Below are 14,838 nucleotides of genomic sequence, written 5' to 3' on the forward strand. Positions count from 1 at the left end.
GATCCCGTGTTTCACCGATGCACCGGTCTCCGCCACTGCCGCCTCCTCTGGCTCTTTCTGGGTTCGGCCGCTCGCTCTTGACGTTGGCTCCCGCGTATCGGCGGGGAGCGCCGAGCCCCCGCTAGCGGTTCACCGCCTTAACCGTAGCCCCGCCGCGGGCTAGCGCCCCGCGTCTGGCCCGAGACCCTCGTTGCGGGCCCAGGTCTCGAGCAGCGGCAGGGGATCGATCGGGCGCCCCCCGTCGCGCCAGCGCCCGACCCAAACTTCGAAGTGCAGGTGGGGGCCGCTCGACCGCCCGGTCGAACCGACCTCGGCGATGCGCGCGCCGGTCGCCACCGTCTGACCCTCGACGACCGTGATCGAGCGTTCCCGCAGGTGCATGAAGACGTAGTCGCGCCTCATTCGAGGATCCCGCAACACCACGTAGTGACCGGCTCCCCCTGGCTGATAGGCGACGCGTACTACTTGGCCTGCGGCCGGGGCGACCACTGGCGTCCCCTCGGCAGCAACGAGATCTTGACCCTCGTGGCGATGGTCAGCGCGCGGCGCACCGAATCGACCGTCGGGTCCGGGCAGGCGCCAGGGACCCCGCAGAGGGAACGCGTTGGCAAGCACACGGACCGCGACTGCCGGCAGGTTCGCGAGCGGCACCCTGGCGCCTCGCGCGGTCGCGAGGCGTGGCCTGAGGATCACCTCCCCGCCGGTCGGAGAGAGCGCCTCGGGGGTTACGGTCGCCGCTAGGTCGCGGTTGGCGCGGGCCACCCCGAGCTCGATTGACGATCGGGCAGCAGCGGTGCGTGCGCCAGCGATCGCCGGGCTAGCTTGCAGCTCGACTCGCCAAGGCCCGCCACGACCGGCGACGCGCAGAGACACGCGCAGTGCCGGTCCGCCGAGATAAAGCCGTTGTTGCGAAATGTTGAAGGCGACGACGCGGGCGGGCCGCAAGCGAGGCCGCAAACGACCGCGCGGGCGTCGTGACCGCCCCCGGACTGGGCGCTCACGGCTAGTGCGCTGTGCCGCTGCCCGGTCCCGGTAGCGCGGAGCGGCGCCGCTTGCTGCGTCTGTCGAACTGCGGGCGGCGGGGGGTGCGCTACCGCCGCTGCGCGTCGACAGCTTGCCGGCTTGGGGAACGTACGCGGCCCCGCCGCTCGCCACCGAGGCGGAGGGCGTGGCGGCGAGCAGCGTGACCGCGAGGGGGAGCACGATGCGACGCGATCGCATCTAGCGGCGATCGTCGGCAGCGCGGCAGCGGCCTTGAGCGAACCGGCGTCGTTTCCTTCCTTCTGCAAGGGAACTTGCAGAGCGAGCGCCACCATGCGCTGGGCTTACCGCGCAACTGCGCGGGCGAGTGCGACTCCCGTTGTGGCTCAGCCGTCGACGCGGGCGGACAGCTTGATCGCCCGTGCGAACTCGTCCCGCAAGGCGCCGAGCAATGTGCAGGCGCCCGCCTTTGACAAGGGCTCGTTGAGGTTTCCGCACTTCGGCGATTGGATGCAGGAGGGGCAGCCACCCTCGCAGCGACACTCTTGGACGATCCGTAGGGCGTCTTCGCAGAGTCGCCCGAAGCGTTCGAAGCCAACCCGAGCGATCCCCACGCCGCCAGGGTGGCCGTCGTAGACGAAAACCGTTGGCACGCCGGTTTGGCCGTGTCGCGCGGTGGAAAGGCCGCCGATGTCCCAGCGGTCGCACATCGCGAGCAGCGGCAGCACCGCGATCTGCGCGTGCTCGGCCGCATGGAGGCCACCCGGCAGCTCCTCTTCAGAGAGCCCCAGTCGATCCCAGCTGAGGAGTTCCCACCAGAACGCTTGTGTGACGAAATCTTGCGGGGGCAGATCGAGCGGCACCAGGTCGAGGGGCTCGTGGTCGCGCAGGCGCTTGCGCTGGTAGGCGAGCAGCGTCTGGCGCACGGAGATCACGCCGAAGCTGAGGACCACGCCTTCCGCCAGCTCCTGGCGTGCGCGCACCGCTTCGACCGTCACGTCGGTGTCGTGGCGCGGCCGCGTGTACCAATCGCCGCGAAAGGGCTCGACGATTGCGCGGCCGGCGTCGAGATCGAGCTCACACACCTCGTATTGCACCCCCAGGTGCATGTAGACAGCACCTGGATGCACGAGCGTGAGAGCGCGCGCACGCTCGACCGTTCCGAGCACCTCGCCGCTCTCGCGATCGACGATCGTCAGGTTCTCGGCGCTCGCGCTGCGCAGCGGCACGCGCTCGGCTGGAAATGCCGCCGAGCGGTTTAGGTAGCGACCGCCGTGCTCACGCAAGGCGCCGATCCGTACCAGCCGGCGAAGCCGTTGTTGGAAGCTGGTGCCGAAGAAGGTTTCGTCAGCGGTGGTCAGCGGGAGCTCGTGTGCCGCGCACCAAAGGTGAGCGAGTTGGATCTCCTCGCTTTCCGGGTCGACGATCGCGCTTTCGACGGGCCGCTGGAGGAAGTCCTCGGGATGGCGGCAGAAGAATTGGTCGAGCGCGTCTTCGCCGGCCACGAACACCGCCAGTCCCGGTCGACGCCGTCCTGCGCGGCCCCACATTTGGCGGAGGCTGGCGACGGTTCCCGGAAAAGTGACGCACAGCGCGGCATCGAGGTGGCCGATGTCGATCCCTAGTTCGAGGGCGCTTGTCGCCACGATCGCTCGCAGCTCACCGGAGACCAGCTTGCGCTCGATCTCTCGACGCTGATAGGGCGTGTATCCAGCGCGATACGGCAAGACCTGCGCGGCCAGTCGACTATTGCCGTCGCTGCGTAGGCGGTCGACTGTGAAGCGGTGGACGAGCTCGACGCCGCGTCGCGAGTTCAAGAAGCAGATGCTGCGCACGCCAGCGACGATCAGCTGTGCGAGCAGCCGCGCCGCCTCAACCAGTGGTGAGGCGCGCAGACCGAGTTTCTCGTCGATCAGCGGCGGGTTCCACAGCACGATCGTGCGTCCCGCTGATGGCGCTCCATCGTCGCTCACCACGTGGACCGGTTCGCCGGTGAGGGTGGAGGCATGCGCACCTGGGTTGGCGATCGTGGCTGACGCAAGGAGGAAGCGCGGACGCGTGCCGTAACGCTCGGCAATTCGACGCAGGCGTCGAATCACCAACGCTACGTGTGATCCGAAGACTCCGCGGTAGACGTGCGACTCGTCGACGACCACCGCGGCCAGGTTCCGCAAAAGGCCCGCCCAGCGAGCGTGGTTGGGCAGGATCCCGAGGTGGAGCATGTCGGGGTTGGTGAGGATCAGATTGGCTTGACGGCGGATCGCCTGGCGTTCGGTGTGGGGTGTGTCGCCGTCGTAGATCGCCGGCCGTAGGAACGGCAGTTGTAGCTCCGCTAGCTTGCGTGCTTGATCCTGCGCCAACGCTTTGCTCGGGTAGAGGTAGAGAGCGCGGGCCGAGGGGTCCTTGGCCAGCACGTCGAGTACCGGTAGGTTGAAGGCGAGCGACTTGCCGCTAGCGGTGCCCGTCGCGACCACTACGTGCCCGCGGCGCGCCGCCTCCCAGGCAGCACGCTGATGGCGCCACAGCGCAGTCACGCCGTTGCGGGCGAGCGCCTCGCGGACCGGCTCGGCTAGCTCGCTCGGCAGAGGAACGGCAGAGCCGTCGCGCGGGGGCTCCTCGCAGCGAACTACGGTCGGACCGTCGCTGCGGCCGCCCTCTTGGGCGACGAGTGCGGCCAAAGCGTTGGGAGTAGGCACCACGGGCACGGCCTGCGATAGTAGGCGGACCTCGCGCCTCGACTCGCCGAGCGGTACGGCCCCAGGAACGTCGTGATCAAGACCTTCCATCACCGCGACTTCCGGCTCGACGAGCTGATTCGCTTGAAGCGCTCGCGCGGCGAGACGGTCTCAGTGGTCCTGCCGGCGCGCGAGGTGGCGGACACGATCGGCGAGATCGTCACGAAGCTCCGCACGCTGGGTGATCTGATCGACCAGATCCTGGTGATCGATGCGAACTCCGCCGACGGCACCGCCGAGGTAGCGGCAGCGCACGGTGCTGAGGTGCATCAGGAATCGGCGCTCCTGCCCGAGTTCGGTCAGGCGCTCGGCAAGGGCGATGCGATGTGGCGGGCGTTGGCGGTCGCCCGCGGCGACCTGATCGTCTACCTCGACTCCGACACACGCCGCTTCCCGCGCCATTTTCCGGTCGGTCTGCTTGGGCCTCTGCTGGTCTTCGACGATGTCGGGTTCGTGAAGGGTTTCTTCCGGCGGCCGTTCGTTGGTCGTCAGGGCGAGGAGCGGCCCCTCGACGGAGGACGCGTCACGGAACTCTGTGCGCGCCCTCTGCTGTCGGCCTTCTACCCCGAGCTGGCAGGCTTCGTGCAGCCGCTCGCCGGCGAGGTGGCAGCCCGGCGCAGCCTGTTCGAGCGGGTTCCCTTCGCCACTGGCTACGCCATCGAGACGTCGATGCTCTTGCACGTACGAGACCTGATCGGCGTTGACCAGATGGCTCAGGTCGACCTCGAGGTCAGGCGCAACCGCCACCAGCCTCTGCCGGATCTGGCGCCCATGGCTTACGCGGTGCTGCGGGTGGTGCTGGAGCGACTGCGTCGAGAAGGTCGTCTACGCGACGGCCAGGCGCCACCCTTGCAGACAGCCGATGGCCGCCTAGTGCAGGTCGAAATCATCGAGCGGCCACCGTTCGTGACGCTCGGTGCGCACAGGTGATCGAGGTTTCCGCCAGGGGCTCTTGAAGTCGCGTCTTGCGTGCATCTACACCGACCTCGACGGCACCTTGCTGGGCGCGGGTGCCTCGCTCTTTCGCACCGTCGATGGGCGCTTCACGCTGTTGCCCGCTCGCGCCCTCGAGCTGTGTCACCGGGCAGGCGTTGAGGTCGTCTTGATGTCGGGGCGCAAGCGCGTGCAAGTGGCGGAGGATGCACGCCTGATTGGGCAGGACGCCTTCATCTACGAGCTCGGGGGAGGGCTGGCGGTGGGGGGCGAGGACTTCCTGCTGGTCTCGGACCGCTGGCTCCCGCGCAGGAGTGGCGAGACCGTCTTCGACCGGGTCGCTGCGAGCGGCGCACCGGCGCTTCTGCTCGAGCGCTTCCGGGGGCGACTCGAGCCGCACTCGCCATGGCATCGAGAGCGCCGAATAACGCACCTGTTCCGGGGTTTCGTGGAGCTCGAAGAAGCACAGCAGGTACTCGCCGACGCCGGGTTTGGCGACCTGCGGCTGGTCGACAACGGGGTGCTGCCGGCTGGCGAGTGCCAGTTACCCCTGCCGGGCCCAGCCCACGCCTACCACCTATTGCCGCAACCCGCTTCGAAGGCCTTCGCGGTCGCGCGCCACATGGCGATCCGGGGGCTGGGGCGGGCACGCTGTGTAGCTATCGGTGACTCCCGAGAGGACCTTGCCGTTGCGCCGCTCGTCAGCCGCTTCTTCCTCGTTCGAAATGCCCTCGAGGAGGATCCTTCGCTGGCGCGTGAGCTCGGGCACTTCGACAACGTCGAGACCACCGAGGCAGCTTGCGGCGAGGGGTTTTACGAAGCCGTCGTGAGATCGCTCGCGGGCGTCGACGCGCAGTCTGCCTGCGCGTGACCGAGAATGTAACTACGGCTACATTTGTGAGTAACGGTTGATGACTACGTAACGCGGGCGGTCCGGTGGCCGCCCGGCGCTCGGCCGGTAAGGCCCATCGGATCGCTCCAAGATCGGATCCAGACGGATTCGAAGGGGGAAACGCGATGGGCACGAGTCGGGCTCATCACTTCCGCAAGCTAGTGGCCGGGACCTGCATGGTCGTGGCGCCAGTCGCGCTCCTCGTCGGGATGATCATCCATCCCGGGCTCGAGGACTCGGTAGGGGGCCAGCTCGCGACGATCGCGAGCAAGCGCGACAGCTGGCTGCTCGCGAACCTCGTGATCGGGTTCGCGTTGGTTCTCGCGGTGCCGGTCGTACTCGGGCTCATGCACATGCTGCGTGAGCGCGACGCAGCCGTCGGACACCTGGGCGGCGCGATCGGCTTGATCGGGCTGATGGCGGCAGCTGCCTACGTGGCCGTCGAAGGTCTCGTTGGCTGGACGGCCGCAGGTCTGCCCGACCGCGCCGCGATGGTGACGCTGTTCCAGCGTCTCCACGACACGGCCGGGACGTTCGTGCCGATCTACCTGCTCGCCTACGGTGTCGTGGCGGGGTTCATCGTCCTCGCCTTCGGTCTCGCCCGGCGACGGCTGGTCGCGCCCTGGATGGCGGCGTGCACCGCGGTCGGTCCGCTCCTGATCGGCGTCGGTGTGCCGCTTGCCAGCGGCGTGCTGTGCCTGATCGGCGCAGTGGTCACGCTCGTCGGCGTGGGCGCGATCGGCCAGATGGTGCTCGCCGAGACCGACGAGGAGTGGGAGCACACGCCGGAGTACAGGGGGTTCCGGCCGCGCTTCGGCACGCGGTAGAAGACGGATAACTCGGTACGACTCATGCGATCTGGGTGCCTCGTCGCGAGGTACCGGGGCGGTTTCACCGAGGCGAGAGCGGATGCGGGCGCCCCGCGGGCGCCCGCACTTCGTTCGCCTCGGCTGGCGGTGTCGAAGAGGCTGGATCAGCCCCTCGCCTACGCGCTCGGCGCGCCGCGATCGAGGCCGTTGCAGGGATGCTCGCGCTCCACCAGCTGGCGCGCCGCTCGCGCGAGGTCTTCCGGCGTTCCCGCGGTCGCCACGCCTTGGAGGTCGAGTAGGCGCAGGTCGAACGCACTCAGTGCGCAGGCGCCGCAGATCGCGTGACAAGCGACGCCGCGCTGACGGGCGCGGGTGGCGACTTCCGCAACGACCTTCCCCTCCAAGGTCTGTTGGTCGAGTTTGCCTTCGCCGGTGATCACGAACCAGCAAGCGCGCAAGTGTTGGTCGAAGCCGACGCTGTCCAGCACGTACGGCGCCCCCGCCACGAGCCGCGCCCCGTACCACGACCAGAGCGCGCCAGCGAGGCCGCCCGCTGCACCGGTGTAAGGCTCCCCGCGGGGGTCGCGGGGAGCGCGCTCGGCGAGCTCGTCGAGCCGCTTCTCAAGCACGGGCAAGTGCTCGGGGCGGGCGCCTTTCTGCGGTCCGTAGGTGCGCGCGGCGCGTTCCCAGGAGGTGCGGACATCGCAGAGCACCACGAGCTCGCAGTCGACGGCGTGTTCTTCGAGCGCAGCGAGCGCACCTGCTCCGCCGTCCACGGTGGCGCTGCCGCCGGCGGCAACCAGCACGCGCTGTGCGCCGGTTCGTACGGCGGCGGCGATGAGCTCGCCGACGCCGCGACTCGAGGCGCGCAAGGGGTCGCGCTCGGCTGGTGCTAGTAGCGGCAGACCCGCGGCCGCCGCGACTTCCACGACCGCCGTGCGATCGTCGGCGAGCAGAGCGAACGACGCCTCGCGCGGGCGCCCGAGCGGGTCGCTAACACGCGCGCTGATCCACCTTCCGCCGAGCGCGCTCAGCAGCACCTGAGCGGTGCCCTCGCCGCCGTCGGCGAGCGGTAGCTCGATGCTCTCGAACGCAGCCCTGCGTAGCCCCTTAGCGATCGCGCGAGCCACCGTATCGGCGGCCATCGTTCCCTTGAAACTGTCGGGCGCAACGAGAGCGGGCAGACGTGGCCTCGCGATCGCCTTGGTCACGCGCGATCCTCGAGCTGCGCGCGGAACGCTCGTTCTGCCTCCTCACCGCGCACGCAGAAGATCACACGTTCCAGCGAGCGCGGCTGGTGTTCGCGAACTACCCGGACCATGATTCGTGCCGCCTCGTCCAAGGGGAAGCCTCCGACCCCCGTGCCGAACGCCACGAGTCCGAGTGAGCGGCAGCCCAGCTCCTCGGCTTTGAGCAGGGTGTTGCGCGTAGCGCGCTCGATGATCTCGGCCGAGGTGGGCCCGCCGAGCTCCATCGTCGCCGCGTGGATGACCCATTTCGCCGGGAGCTTGCCGGCGCCCGTCACGACCGCCTCGCCGAGCCCAATTGGCGCCTTGCGATCGGACTCGCGCTGGATCTCCTCGCCCCCGGCTCGCACGATCGCCCCCGCCACACCGCCGCCGTGCAGGAGCTGCGTGTTCGCGGCGTTGGCGATCGCGTCGACCTCGAGCTTGGTTATGTCCGCGCGCCTTACCTCGAGCTCCAGTTTCGCCATAGCTCGAATGCTCGCGAATTTGCGCGGATAGGATGGGCAGCGGATGTCGCGAGAACACGCAACGGTCGCCGAAGAGGAGTACCTGCAGACGATCTACTGGCTCGAGGAAGCGGGGTTGCCGCTGACCGGCGCCAACATCGCGCGCGCAATGCAGGTCTCGCCGCCGACGGTGCACGAGATGGTGGGGCGCCTGGAGCGCGACGGCTACATCGTGCGCAAGCCCGACAAGACGCTTGAGTTCACCGAGCGCGGTCGCGAACAGGCGGCCACGATCGTGCGCCGGCATCGCTTGATCGAACGTTTCTTGACCGACGTTTTCGACATTCCGTGGGACCAAGTCCATGAGGAGGCCGAGCGTCTCGAACACTGGATGTCCCCGATCGTCGAGGAGCGCATGCTGCGAGCGATCGGTGACGCCAAGACCTGCCCGCACGGCCACCCGATCTTCGAGGGTCAGCGTGAGCAGGCGGTGCCGCTCGCGGATTGCGAGGTCGGCGCACGCATCAAGGTGATCCGCTTCGAGAACGAGGCCGAGGACGTCCTCCACTACCTCAAGGAGTCAGGCTTCTACCCAGGGCTCGAGGGCAAGGTCGCCGATCGCGGTGAGGAGTGGATCTCGGTGGTGACGGACTCCGGCGAGCGCCTTGAGATAACCCGTAGCGTCGCTGAGACCGTCTCGGTGAAGGCCGACCCATCGCCGCCGCCCCGAACTGCTCTACCGGAGCAGCTCGTGATGGCGCGACACCACTGGGGACGCTGATCCGGCGGGGCTAGGCCCGTCACACGGACCTAGGCCAGTCACTCGTGGCCATCTCCGGATTGGCCGCCCGCGCCTAGGTCGACCGCTTCCCTTAGCGCTCCGTTCGATCGACGATCGAAGTACAAAACTGCCGTGCACACGGTGTACGCCGGTATCGCTAAGGCGCTCGTGAAGGCTTGGCCCAACAGTGACCAGCTGGCATCGTTGGCGGAACGGGCGAGCGACTCGAACGGCGCACCGATCGCGAGGGTAATCGCGCTCGCGAGCAGCCATCCGCAAGCGAGCACGAGGCTTGCGCGCCAAAAAGCACCGGCGGTCAGCTCGCCGCTGCGCCGTAGCGCCGAGACCGGACCGAGCCCTTCCAACGCCACGACTGGCAAGGCGAGGCTCCAGCGCACCGCTAGGTAGATCCCGGGGAGCACGAACAGCAGCAGACCCCCGCCAATTCCGAGCGCTGCGAGCGCAATGGTGGCCGCAGTTCTCGGGTAGCGGTCGAGCCCGAACTCGAGCGCGCGTCCCGGCCCCGTAGCCTGTTCCTGGGGAGCGCGTACTACGAGCAGTGTTGCGGCCACGCCGGCCAGCGGCACGACCACGAGCAAGTCGACCAGGGTCGTGACGAGGACCTCGGTCGGCTGCGGACGAGCCGCGTAGCTGGCCCCGAAGTCACGGAGTCCGATGCCCCCGACCGCGAGGTGTGCCGGTACTGCCACCAGTAGCCCGACCGTGGCAAGTGCGAGGGCTCGCCGGCGGATGATCAAGAAGGCGTGGGCAACGACGGCGACCGCCCCGAAACGACGATCGCTGGGATCGGCCAACGGACTTCAGGGTTGGGCCGTACCGACGAGCTCGCGACGGGCGCTTGCGAGTCTTGCGACCCCTTCCCGCAACTGAGCGGGGGCCACCGCCGAGTAAGCGAGCCGCAACGACTGCTCGCCACCCTCGATGAAAAAGTCAGTGCCCTTGACCACTACGACCCCCCGCTCGCGCGCCCGCGCTTCGAGCTCCCGCACGTCACCGTCGGGAAGGTCGATCCAGAGGAAGTAGCCCCCTTCGGGTTTCACGAACCGTGCCTCCGGAAGATGCTCTGCTACGGCCTCGCAGATCGCGTCCCGCCGCTCACGCAGCGCTGTGCGCACGCGCTCGAGTGAACGTTCGAAACCGCCGCCGCGACAGAACTCAGCGACGATTCCCTGCGACGCTACGCACGGCGAGATGTAAGTGTTCGTGGCGCGCCGACGGAGCCGGGCGACGATTTCGGGTGGTCCCAGCAGGTAGCCGACGCGCACGCCGGGACACACTGTCTTCGTGAAAGAGGACACGTAGACGACGTTCTCCCGACGCCCGTCGAGATCGAAGATTCGGGGGAGGCTTTCCCCCTCGAAGCGGACGTCGACGTAGGGGTCGTCCTCGAAGATCAGGAAGTCGTAGCGCCGGGCGAGCTCCAGCAGCTGCCGCCGTTTTTCGAGCGAGAGCGTGCAGCCGGCGGGGTTCTGAAAGTTCGGGATGACGTGTACGAAGCGGGGTCGCGCACCCGCTTGGAGCGCGCGTGCGAGCGCTTCCACATCCAGCCCGTCGGCTTCGAGCGGTATGGCCAACAACTCGGCGCCGAGCTCGCGGAGCATCAGCAGCGTGCGATCGTAGGTTGGCGCCTCTACGACCACCAAGTCGCCTGCGCCAACGAACTCCTGGAAGAAGAAAGCGTCCGCCTGCATCGAGCCGTTGGTGGCCATCACCTGATCCTGCTCGACGCCGTGCCGTTTCGCGATCCACTCGACGAGCAACGGGTGCCCGGCGGCCGGGCCGTAAGAGAAGCAGTGCTCGGGGTGGCTGCGGAACGCGCGATCGGCAGCTTCGCGCAGCTCGTCGACCGGGACGATGTCGAGCGAGGGCGCGCCGCGCGCGAGCGAGATGACGTCGGGTGAGCTCACGTCCGGGACGATACCTGGGCCCCGCTGAGGTTGGACCGCCCGGCCAGCGAAGCCACGGACGTCGGGCGCCGCTACCCGCCGGTTACCGGCTCAGACGCGGGCGCCGAGCGTCTCGGCGACGATTTCGGCGACTTCGGTGGGGTTGCGCCCGACGCGCACCCCACGCGCCTCCAGCGCTTCCGCTTTCGCCTGGGCGGTTCCCTTGGAGCCGGAGATGATCGCGCCGGCGTGCCCCATCGTCTTGCCAGGAGGCGCCGTGAAGCCGGCGATATAGCCGACGACCGGCTTCGAAACATGCTCGGCGATGTAGTCGGCCGTGCGTTCCTCCTCGTCGCCGCCGATCTCCCCAACCAACACGATGAGCTCGGTCTCCGGGTCGTCTTCGAACATCTGCACGATGTCGATGAACGAGGAGCCGACGATAGGGTCCCCGCCGATGCCCACGATCGTCGAGTTGCCGAGGCCGCGCTGAGCGATCTCGTTGCCGATCTGGTAGGTCAGCGTCCCGGAGCGAGAGACCAGGCCAACCGAGCCGGGCTTGAAGAAGTGCGCTGGGATGATGCCCACGTTCGCCTTGCCCGGAGAAAGCACGCCCGGACAGTTCGGACCGACCAGGCGCGTCCGACCCTCGCGCTTGAGCTGCGTGTAGACGCGCAGCATGTCGTGCACGGGAATTCCCTCGGTGATGCAGATGCAGAGTTCGACGCCGGCGTCTGTCGCCTCAAGGATCGCGTCGGCAGCGAAACGCGGTGGTACGAAGATCATCGAGGTATTAGCCCCGGTCTCGGCAACCGCTTCGTGGACGGTGTCGAAGACCGGAATGCCCTCGACGTCGCTGCCACCCTTTCCGGGCGTGACGCCGGCTACGACGTTGGTTCCGTAGCGCTTGTTATTGAGGCCGTGGAACGAGCCCTCCCGGCCAGTCAGGCCGGAGACCACGAGACGGGTGTGCTCACCGACGAGGATGCTCATGCGTGTGCCTCCTGGGGAACCGGACCGGCGAGTTCGACGACACGACGGGCGGCGTCCAGCATCGTCTTCTCGACGTGCACACCCTCGAGCTGCGCCTCGGCAAGGATCCGGCGCCCCTCCTCGTCGTTGGTGCCGTCCAGCCGAACCACTACCGGAACCGAGATGTCGAGTCGTCGGAACGCTTCGACCAGGCCTCGGGCGACCTCATCGCAGCGGGTGATGCCGCCGAAGATGTTGAAGAGCAGGGCGGTGACCTTGGGATCGGAGAGGATCACCTCCACTGCCGCCACGATTTCGTCAGCTTTGGCGCCGCCGCCGGCGTCGCAGAAGTTCGCCGGCTTCCCGCCAGCTTGGGCGACGACGTCGAGGGTCGACATCACGAGCCCGGCGCCGTTGCCGAGGATCCCGATGTTGCCGTCGAGCTTGACGTATTGGATGCCGCGCTCCTTGGCCATCCGCTCCTGCGGGTCCTCCGCGGAGACGTCCCGGAACTGCGCGCTGTCCGGGTGACGCCAGAGGGCATTGTCGTCGAGCGTGACCTTGGCGTCGAGAGCCACAACCTCGCGACTCTTAGTAACCAGCAGCGGGTTCACCTCGACGAGCGTGGCGTCCTCGCTTACGAAGACCTCGTAGAGCTTGGCGAGAACCGCTCCCACGGGGCGGACAACGTCACGTGCGATGCCCGCCTCGAAGGCCAGGCGCCGACCGTGGAAGTCCTGAAAGCCGAGCAACGGATCGATGTGTAGACGGACGATCGCTTGCGGGTCGCGTGCCGCTATCTCCTCGACGTCCATCCCACCCATTCGCGACAGCATCACCAACGGACGCTTGGCGGAGCGGTCGAGCAGTACGGCGGCGTAGTACTCCTCGTCGATCTCCGAGGCTCGCTCGATCCAAAGCTCGTGGACCGTGAACCCACGGATGTTCATGCCGAGGATGGACTCCGCGTGGGATCGCGCCTCGTCGCGGTTCTTGGCGAGCTTGATGCCGCCGGCTTTACCCCGGCCGCCGATCTTCACCTGCGCCTTGACGACCACCGGATAGCCGAGCTCCTCGGCCGCGGCAACTGCCGCCTCGACGCTGTCTGCGTGCCGCCCCTCGGGGACCGGCACGCCGTGCTTACGGAAAAGCTGCTTGCCCTGGTACTCGAGAAGATCCATGCCTTGTTCGTAGAATCTGCGCCCGCCTTCGGCGGACGCCCCGCCGGAACGCCGCGCAACACTACCGAACCCTCGATCGACAGGAGAGCCTTGGCCCTACCGAAGACCGTCAAATTCGTCAGCTTCGACTGTTACGGCACCCTCATCGACTGGGAGACCGGGATCTACGAAGCGTTCCGAGACGAGGCGGCGAAAGACGGTTTCACGATCGATCGAGACCAGCTGATCCCGCTCTTCATGAAGACCTTGCGGGAGGTGATGCGCGGTTCCTACGAGCTCTACGCCGAGGTCCTCAGGCGCACTGCCGTGCGCGTCGCACGGGAGCTCGGCTGGGAGCTCGAGAACGTGCGCTCGAACTTCCTGCCGCAGAGCGTGCCTCGGTGGCCGCCGTTTGCCGAGACCAACAAGGTGCTCGAGCGGTTCCGCAAGAAGGTCGATATCGGGATCCTCTCGAACATCGACGACAAGCTTCTTGGTGCCACGCGGCGGCACTTCACGGTCGATTTCGACCTCGTCGTGACAGCCCAGCAGGTTCGCTCGTACAAGCCCGACCCGGCCCACTTCAAGGAGTGCGCGCGACGGCTCGAAGATCGCAAGAAGCAGTGGGTGCACGTGGCGTCCGGTTGGGAGACCGACATCGAGCCTTGCCTCAAGCTCAAGATCCCGGTGGTGTGGGTCAATCGCCACGGCGAGGAACCGCCGGAGAAGGCCCGCAAGAAGCCGGACGTGGTGGTCAAGAACCTTCGGGAAGCGGCCAAGGCTCTCGGCGTCTGAGGCCGGTCGCCGGTACCGGCCGCATCAGCACTGCCGAGAGCAGCATGCCAGCGGCCAACAAAAAGCCCAGCGCGCCGAAGCCCCGCGCCGTGATCACCGCGCCACCGAACGCTGCTCCGACGACGTAGCCGAGCTGTGCGGCCGCCGTTCGTGCGGCCATCATCGTGCTCTCGCCGTCCGGTATCTGGCCGATCGCGAGCACGCTTGACGCCGTCGAACGAAGGGCCGCAAAAAGCGCCGTGATGCAGAACGCTGCGAGCGTGAAGGCAACGCTTGGCGTGAGGTTCAGGAGCGGCACGAAGGCGACCCCCATGCCAAGCGCTGCAGCGACCGCGTAGCGGCGCGCCCGGCCGTTCGAGAGGTGGCGGCCGGTCGCGGCGGAGACGATCAGGTAGACGGTCGAGCCGCAGGCCAGCAGCAGACCGACCTGGCCTGCGGGGATGCCATAGGTCTCGACGTAGAACGCGCCAGCGTAGGTCAGCTCCGCCGTCCAGGCGGCGAAGGCCGTAAGCTCGGCGACCGTCCACCGTCGCGCTCCCGGATTGCGCCAAATCGCCGCCAGTGCCCCGAGCCCTGATCGACCGGCGCCGCGCTGGCTCGCTTTCGGCGCCAAGAGCCCGGCGACGAGCGCGACGAGCGCCGCCGTGGCCGGCACCGCGTAAGCCGCCCGCCAGGAAATTGCCTCGGTGAGCAAGCCGATGATCGGGTTCCCGACAATCCACGCCAGCGACTGCGCCCCCACGACAAAGCCGAGCGCCCAAGCGACGTCGCGCCCCGAGAAGAAGGCCGAGGCACCAGCGAAGCCCGCCGACAACAGGCAAGCGACGGCCACGCCTGCCACCACGTGCGCGAGCAGAAACGCCGTCAGCGACTGCGCGCTAGCGATCAGCAGGCATGCGATCAGCCCGCACGCGCCGCCGGCGGCGATTAGCCGAGCGGGACCGAAGCGTCCACCAGCCGTCGCGACCGGCAGCGATGTGCCGGCAGCTGCCACGGCGAGCACCGACCGTGCCAGCCCGACGGTACCCACCGAGGTGCCGAATTCGCGAGCGACTTCCGCCAGTATCGGCGCCAAGGCGACGATCGTCGCCTGCGATGCGACCGTCGCGGCGGCGAGCGGAGCGAGTCTCGCCCAGCGACTTCGCGTGCGCGCCGAGACAGCGATCGCGCGTCCGGGCGG

Annotated in this window: 14 protein-coding genes; 5 read left to right on the forward strand and 9 right to left on the reverse strand. The window is 68.1% G+C overall.

The features are described from left to right. Positions 1-159: 159 nt before the first annotated feature. Both BLW41_RS03995 and BLW41_RS04000 read right to left on the reverse strand, forming a co-directional pair. The gene (locus tag BLW41_RS03995; RefSeq protein WP_177169315.1) at positions 160-945 is read right to left on the reverse strand and encodes a M23 family metallopeptidase; all 786 of its coding nucleotides are present in this window, start codon (positions 943-945) and stop codon (positions 160-162) included. A gap of 422 nt (positions 946-1,367) precedes the next feature. After that, entirely contained in the window at positions 1,368-3,686 is a 2,319-nt protein-coding gene (locus BLW41_RS04000; protein WP_218138241.1) for a DEAD/DEAH box helicase, read from the reverse strand. 63 nt (positions 3,687-3,749) lie between these two features. Between BLW41_RS04000 and BLW41_RS04005 the strand changes: the two genes are divergently transcribed. The 3 genes from BLW41_RS04005 (at position 3,750) to BLW41_RS04015 (ending at position 6,368) form a co-directional block, all read left to right on the forward strand. Next, entirely contained in the window at positions 3,750-4,646 is an 897-nt protein-coding gene (locus BLW41_RS04005; RefSeq protein WP_093117333.1) for a glucosyl-3-phosphoglycerate synthase, read from the forward strand. Next, the gene (locus BLW41_RS04010; protein ID WP_177169316.1) at positions 4,633-5,520 is read left to right on the forward strand and encodes an HAD family hydrolase; all 888 of its coding nucleotides are present in this window, start codon (positions 4,633-4,635) and stop codon (positions 5,518-5,520) included. The genes BLW41_RS04005 and BLW41_RS04010 overlap by 14 nt, the downstream gene beginning before the upstream one ends. A 146-nt stretch (positions 5,521-5,666) precedes the next feature. Further along, complete coding sequence (locus BLW41_RS04015; protein WP_093116413.1) at positions 5,667-6,368, forward strand: hypothetical protein; 702 nt, start codon at positions 5,667-5,669, stop codon at positions 6,366-6,368. 158 nt (positions 6,369-6,526) lie between these two features. Here the strand turns inward: BLW41_RS04015 and BLW41_RS04020 are convergent, their stop codons facing one another. Together BLW41_RS04020 and BLW41_RS04025 are read right to left on the reverse strand one after the other, a co-directional pair. Beyond that, entirely contained in the window at positions 6,527-7,561 is a 1,035-nt protein-coding gene (locus BLW41_RS04020) for a glycerate kinase family protein (RefSeq protein WP_093116415.1), read from the reverse strand. Further along, positions 7,558-8,064 carry a macro domain-containing protein gene (locus BLW41_RS04025; RefSeq protein ID WP_093116417.1) on the reverse strand — a complete coding sequence of 169 codons (507 nt, stop codon included), beginning with the start codon at positions 8,062-8,064 and terminating at the stop codon, positions 7,558-7,560. The genes BLW41_RS04020 and BLW41_RS04025 overlap by 4 nt, the downstream gene beginning before the upstream one ends. Positions 8,065-8,107: 43 nt before the next feature. Between BLW41_RS04025 and BLW41_RS04030 the strand changes: the two genes are divergently transcribed. Next, on the forward strand, positions 8,108-8,824 hold the full coding sequence (locus BLW41_RS04030) for a metal-dependent transcriptional regulator (RefSeq protein WP_093116419.1): 717 nt from the start codon (positions 8,108-8,110) through the stop codon (positions 8,822-8,824). Positions 8,825-8,862: 38 nt separating this feature from the next. Here BLW41_RS04030 and BLW41_RS04035 read toward each other — a convergent pair whose 3' ends face one another. The 4 genes from BLW41_RS04035 to sucC all read right to left on the reverse strand — a co-directional run bounded on the left by BLW41_RS04035 (position 8,863) and on the right by sucC (position 12,884). Continuing rightward, on the reverse strand, positions 8,863-9,639 hold the full coding sequence (locus BLW41_RS04035; RefSeq protein WP_093116421.1) for a glycerophosphoryl diester phosphodiesterase membrane domain-containing protein: 777 nt from the start codon (positions 9,637-9,639) through the stop codon (positions 8,863-8,865). 6 nt (positions 9,640-9,645) lie between these two features. Further along, positions 9,646-10,752 carry an aminotransferase-like domain-containing protein gene (locus BLW41_RS04040; RefSeq protein ID WP_093116423.1) on the reverse strand — a complete coding sequence of 369 codons (1,107 nt, stop codon included), beginning with the start codon at positions 10,750-10,752 and terminating at the stop codon, positions 9,646-9,648. Positions 10,753-10,842: 90 nt separating this feature from the next. Further along, on the reverse strand, positions 10,843-11,724 hold the full coding sequence (gene sucD, locus BLW41_RS04045) for a succinate--CoA ligase subunit alpha (RefSeq protein ID WP_093116425.1): 882 nt from the start codon (positions 11,722-11,724) through the stop codon (positions 10,843-10,845). Next, complete coding sequence (gene sucC / locus BLW41_RS04050) at positions 11,721-12,884, reverse strand: ADP-forming succinate--CoA ligase subunit beta (RefSeq protein ID WP_093116427.1); 1,164 nt, start codon at positions 12,882-12,884, stop codon at positions 11,721-11,723. The genes sucD and sucC overlap by 4 nt, the downstream gene beginning before the upstream one ends. 90 nt (positions 12,885-12,974) lie before the next feature. On the opposite strand from sucC, the gene BLW41_RS04055 reads away from it, so the two are divergent. Beyond that, the gene (locus BLW41_RS04055; RefSeq protein ID WP_093116428.1) at positions 12,975-13,658 is read left to right on the forward strand and encodes an HAD family hydrolase; all 684 of its coding nucleotides are present in this window, start codon (positions 12,975-12,977) and stop codon (positions 13,656-13,658) included. Here the strand turns inward: BLW41_RS04055 and BLW41_RS04060 are convergent. Continuing rightward, positions 13,618-14,823, reverse strand: coding sequence for an MFS transporter (locus BLW41_RS04060; protein WP_093116430.1), 1,206 nt, complete (start codon positions 14,821-14,823; stop codon positions 13,618-13,620). The two genes, BLW41_RS04055 and BLW41_RS04060, sit on opposite strands and share 41 nt — an antisense overlap. Between the last annotated feature and the right edge of the window lie 15 nt (positions 14,824-14,838).

The sequence above is a fragment of the Thermoleophilum album genome (genome assembly GCF_900108055.1).
GTDB classification, from domain to species: domain Bacteria; phylum Actinomycetota; class Thermoleophilia; order Solirubrobacterales; family Thermoleophilaceae; genus Thermoleophilum; species Thermoleophilum album.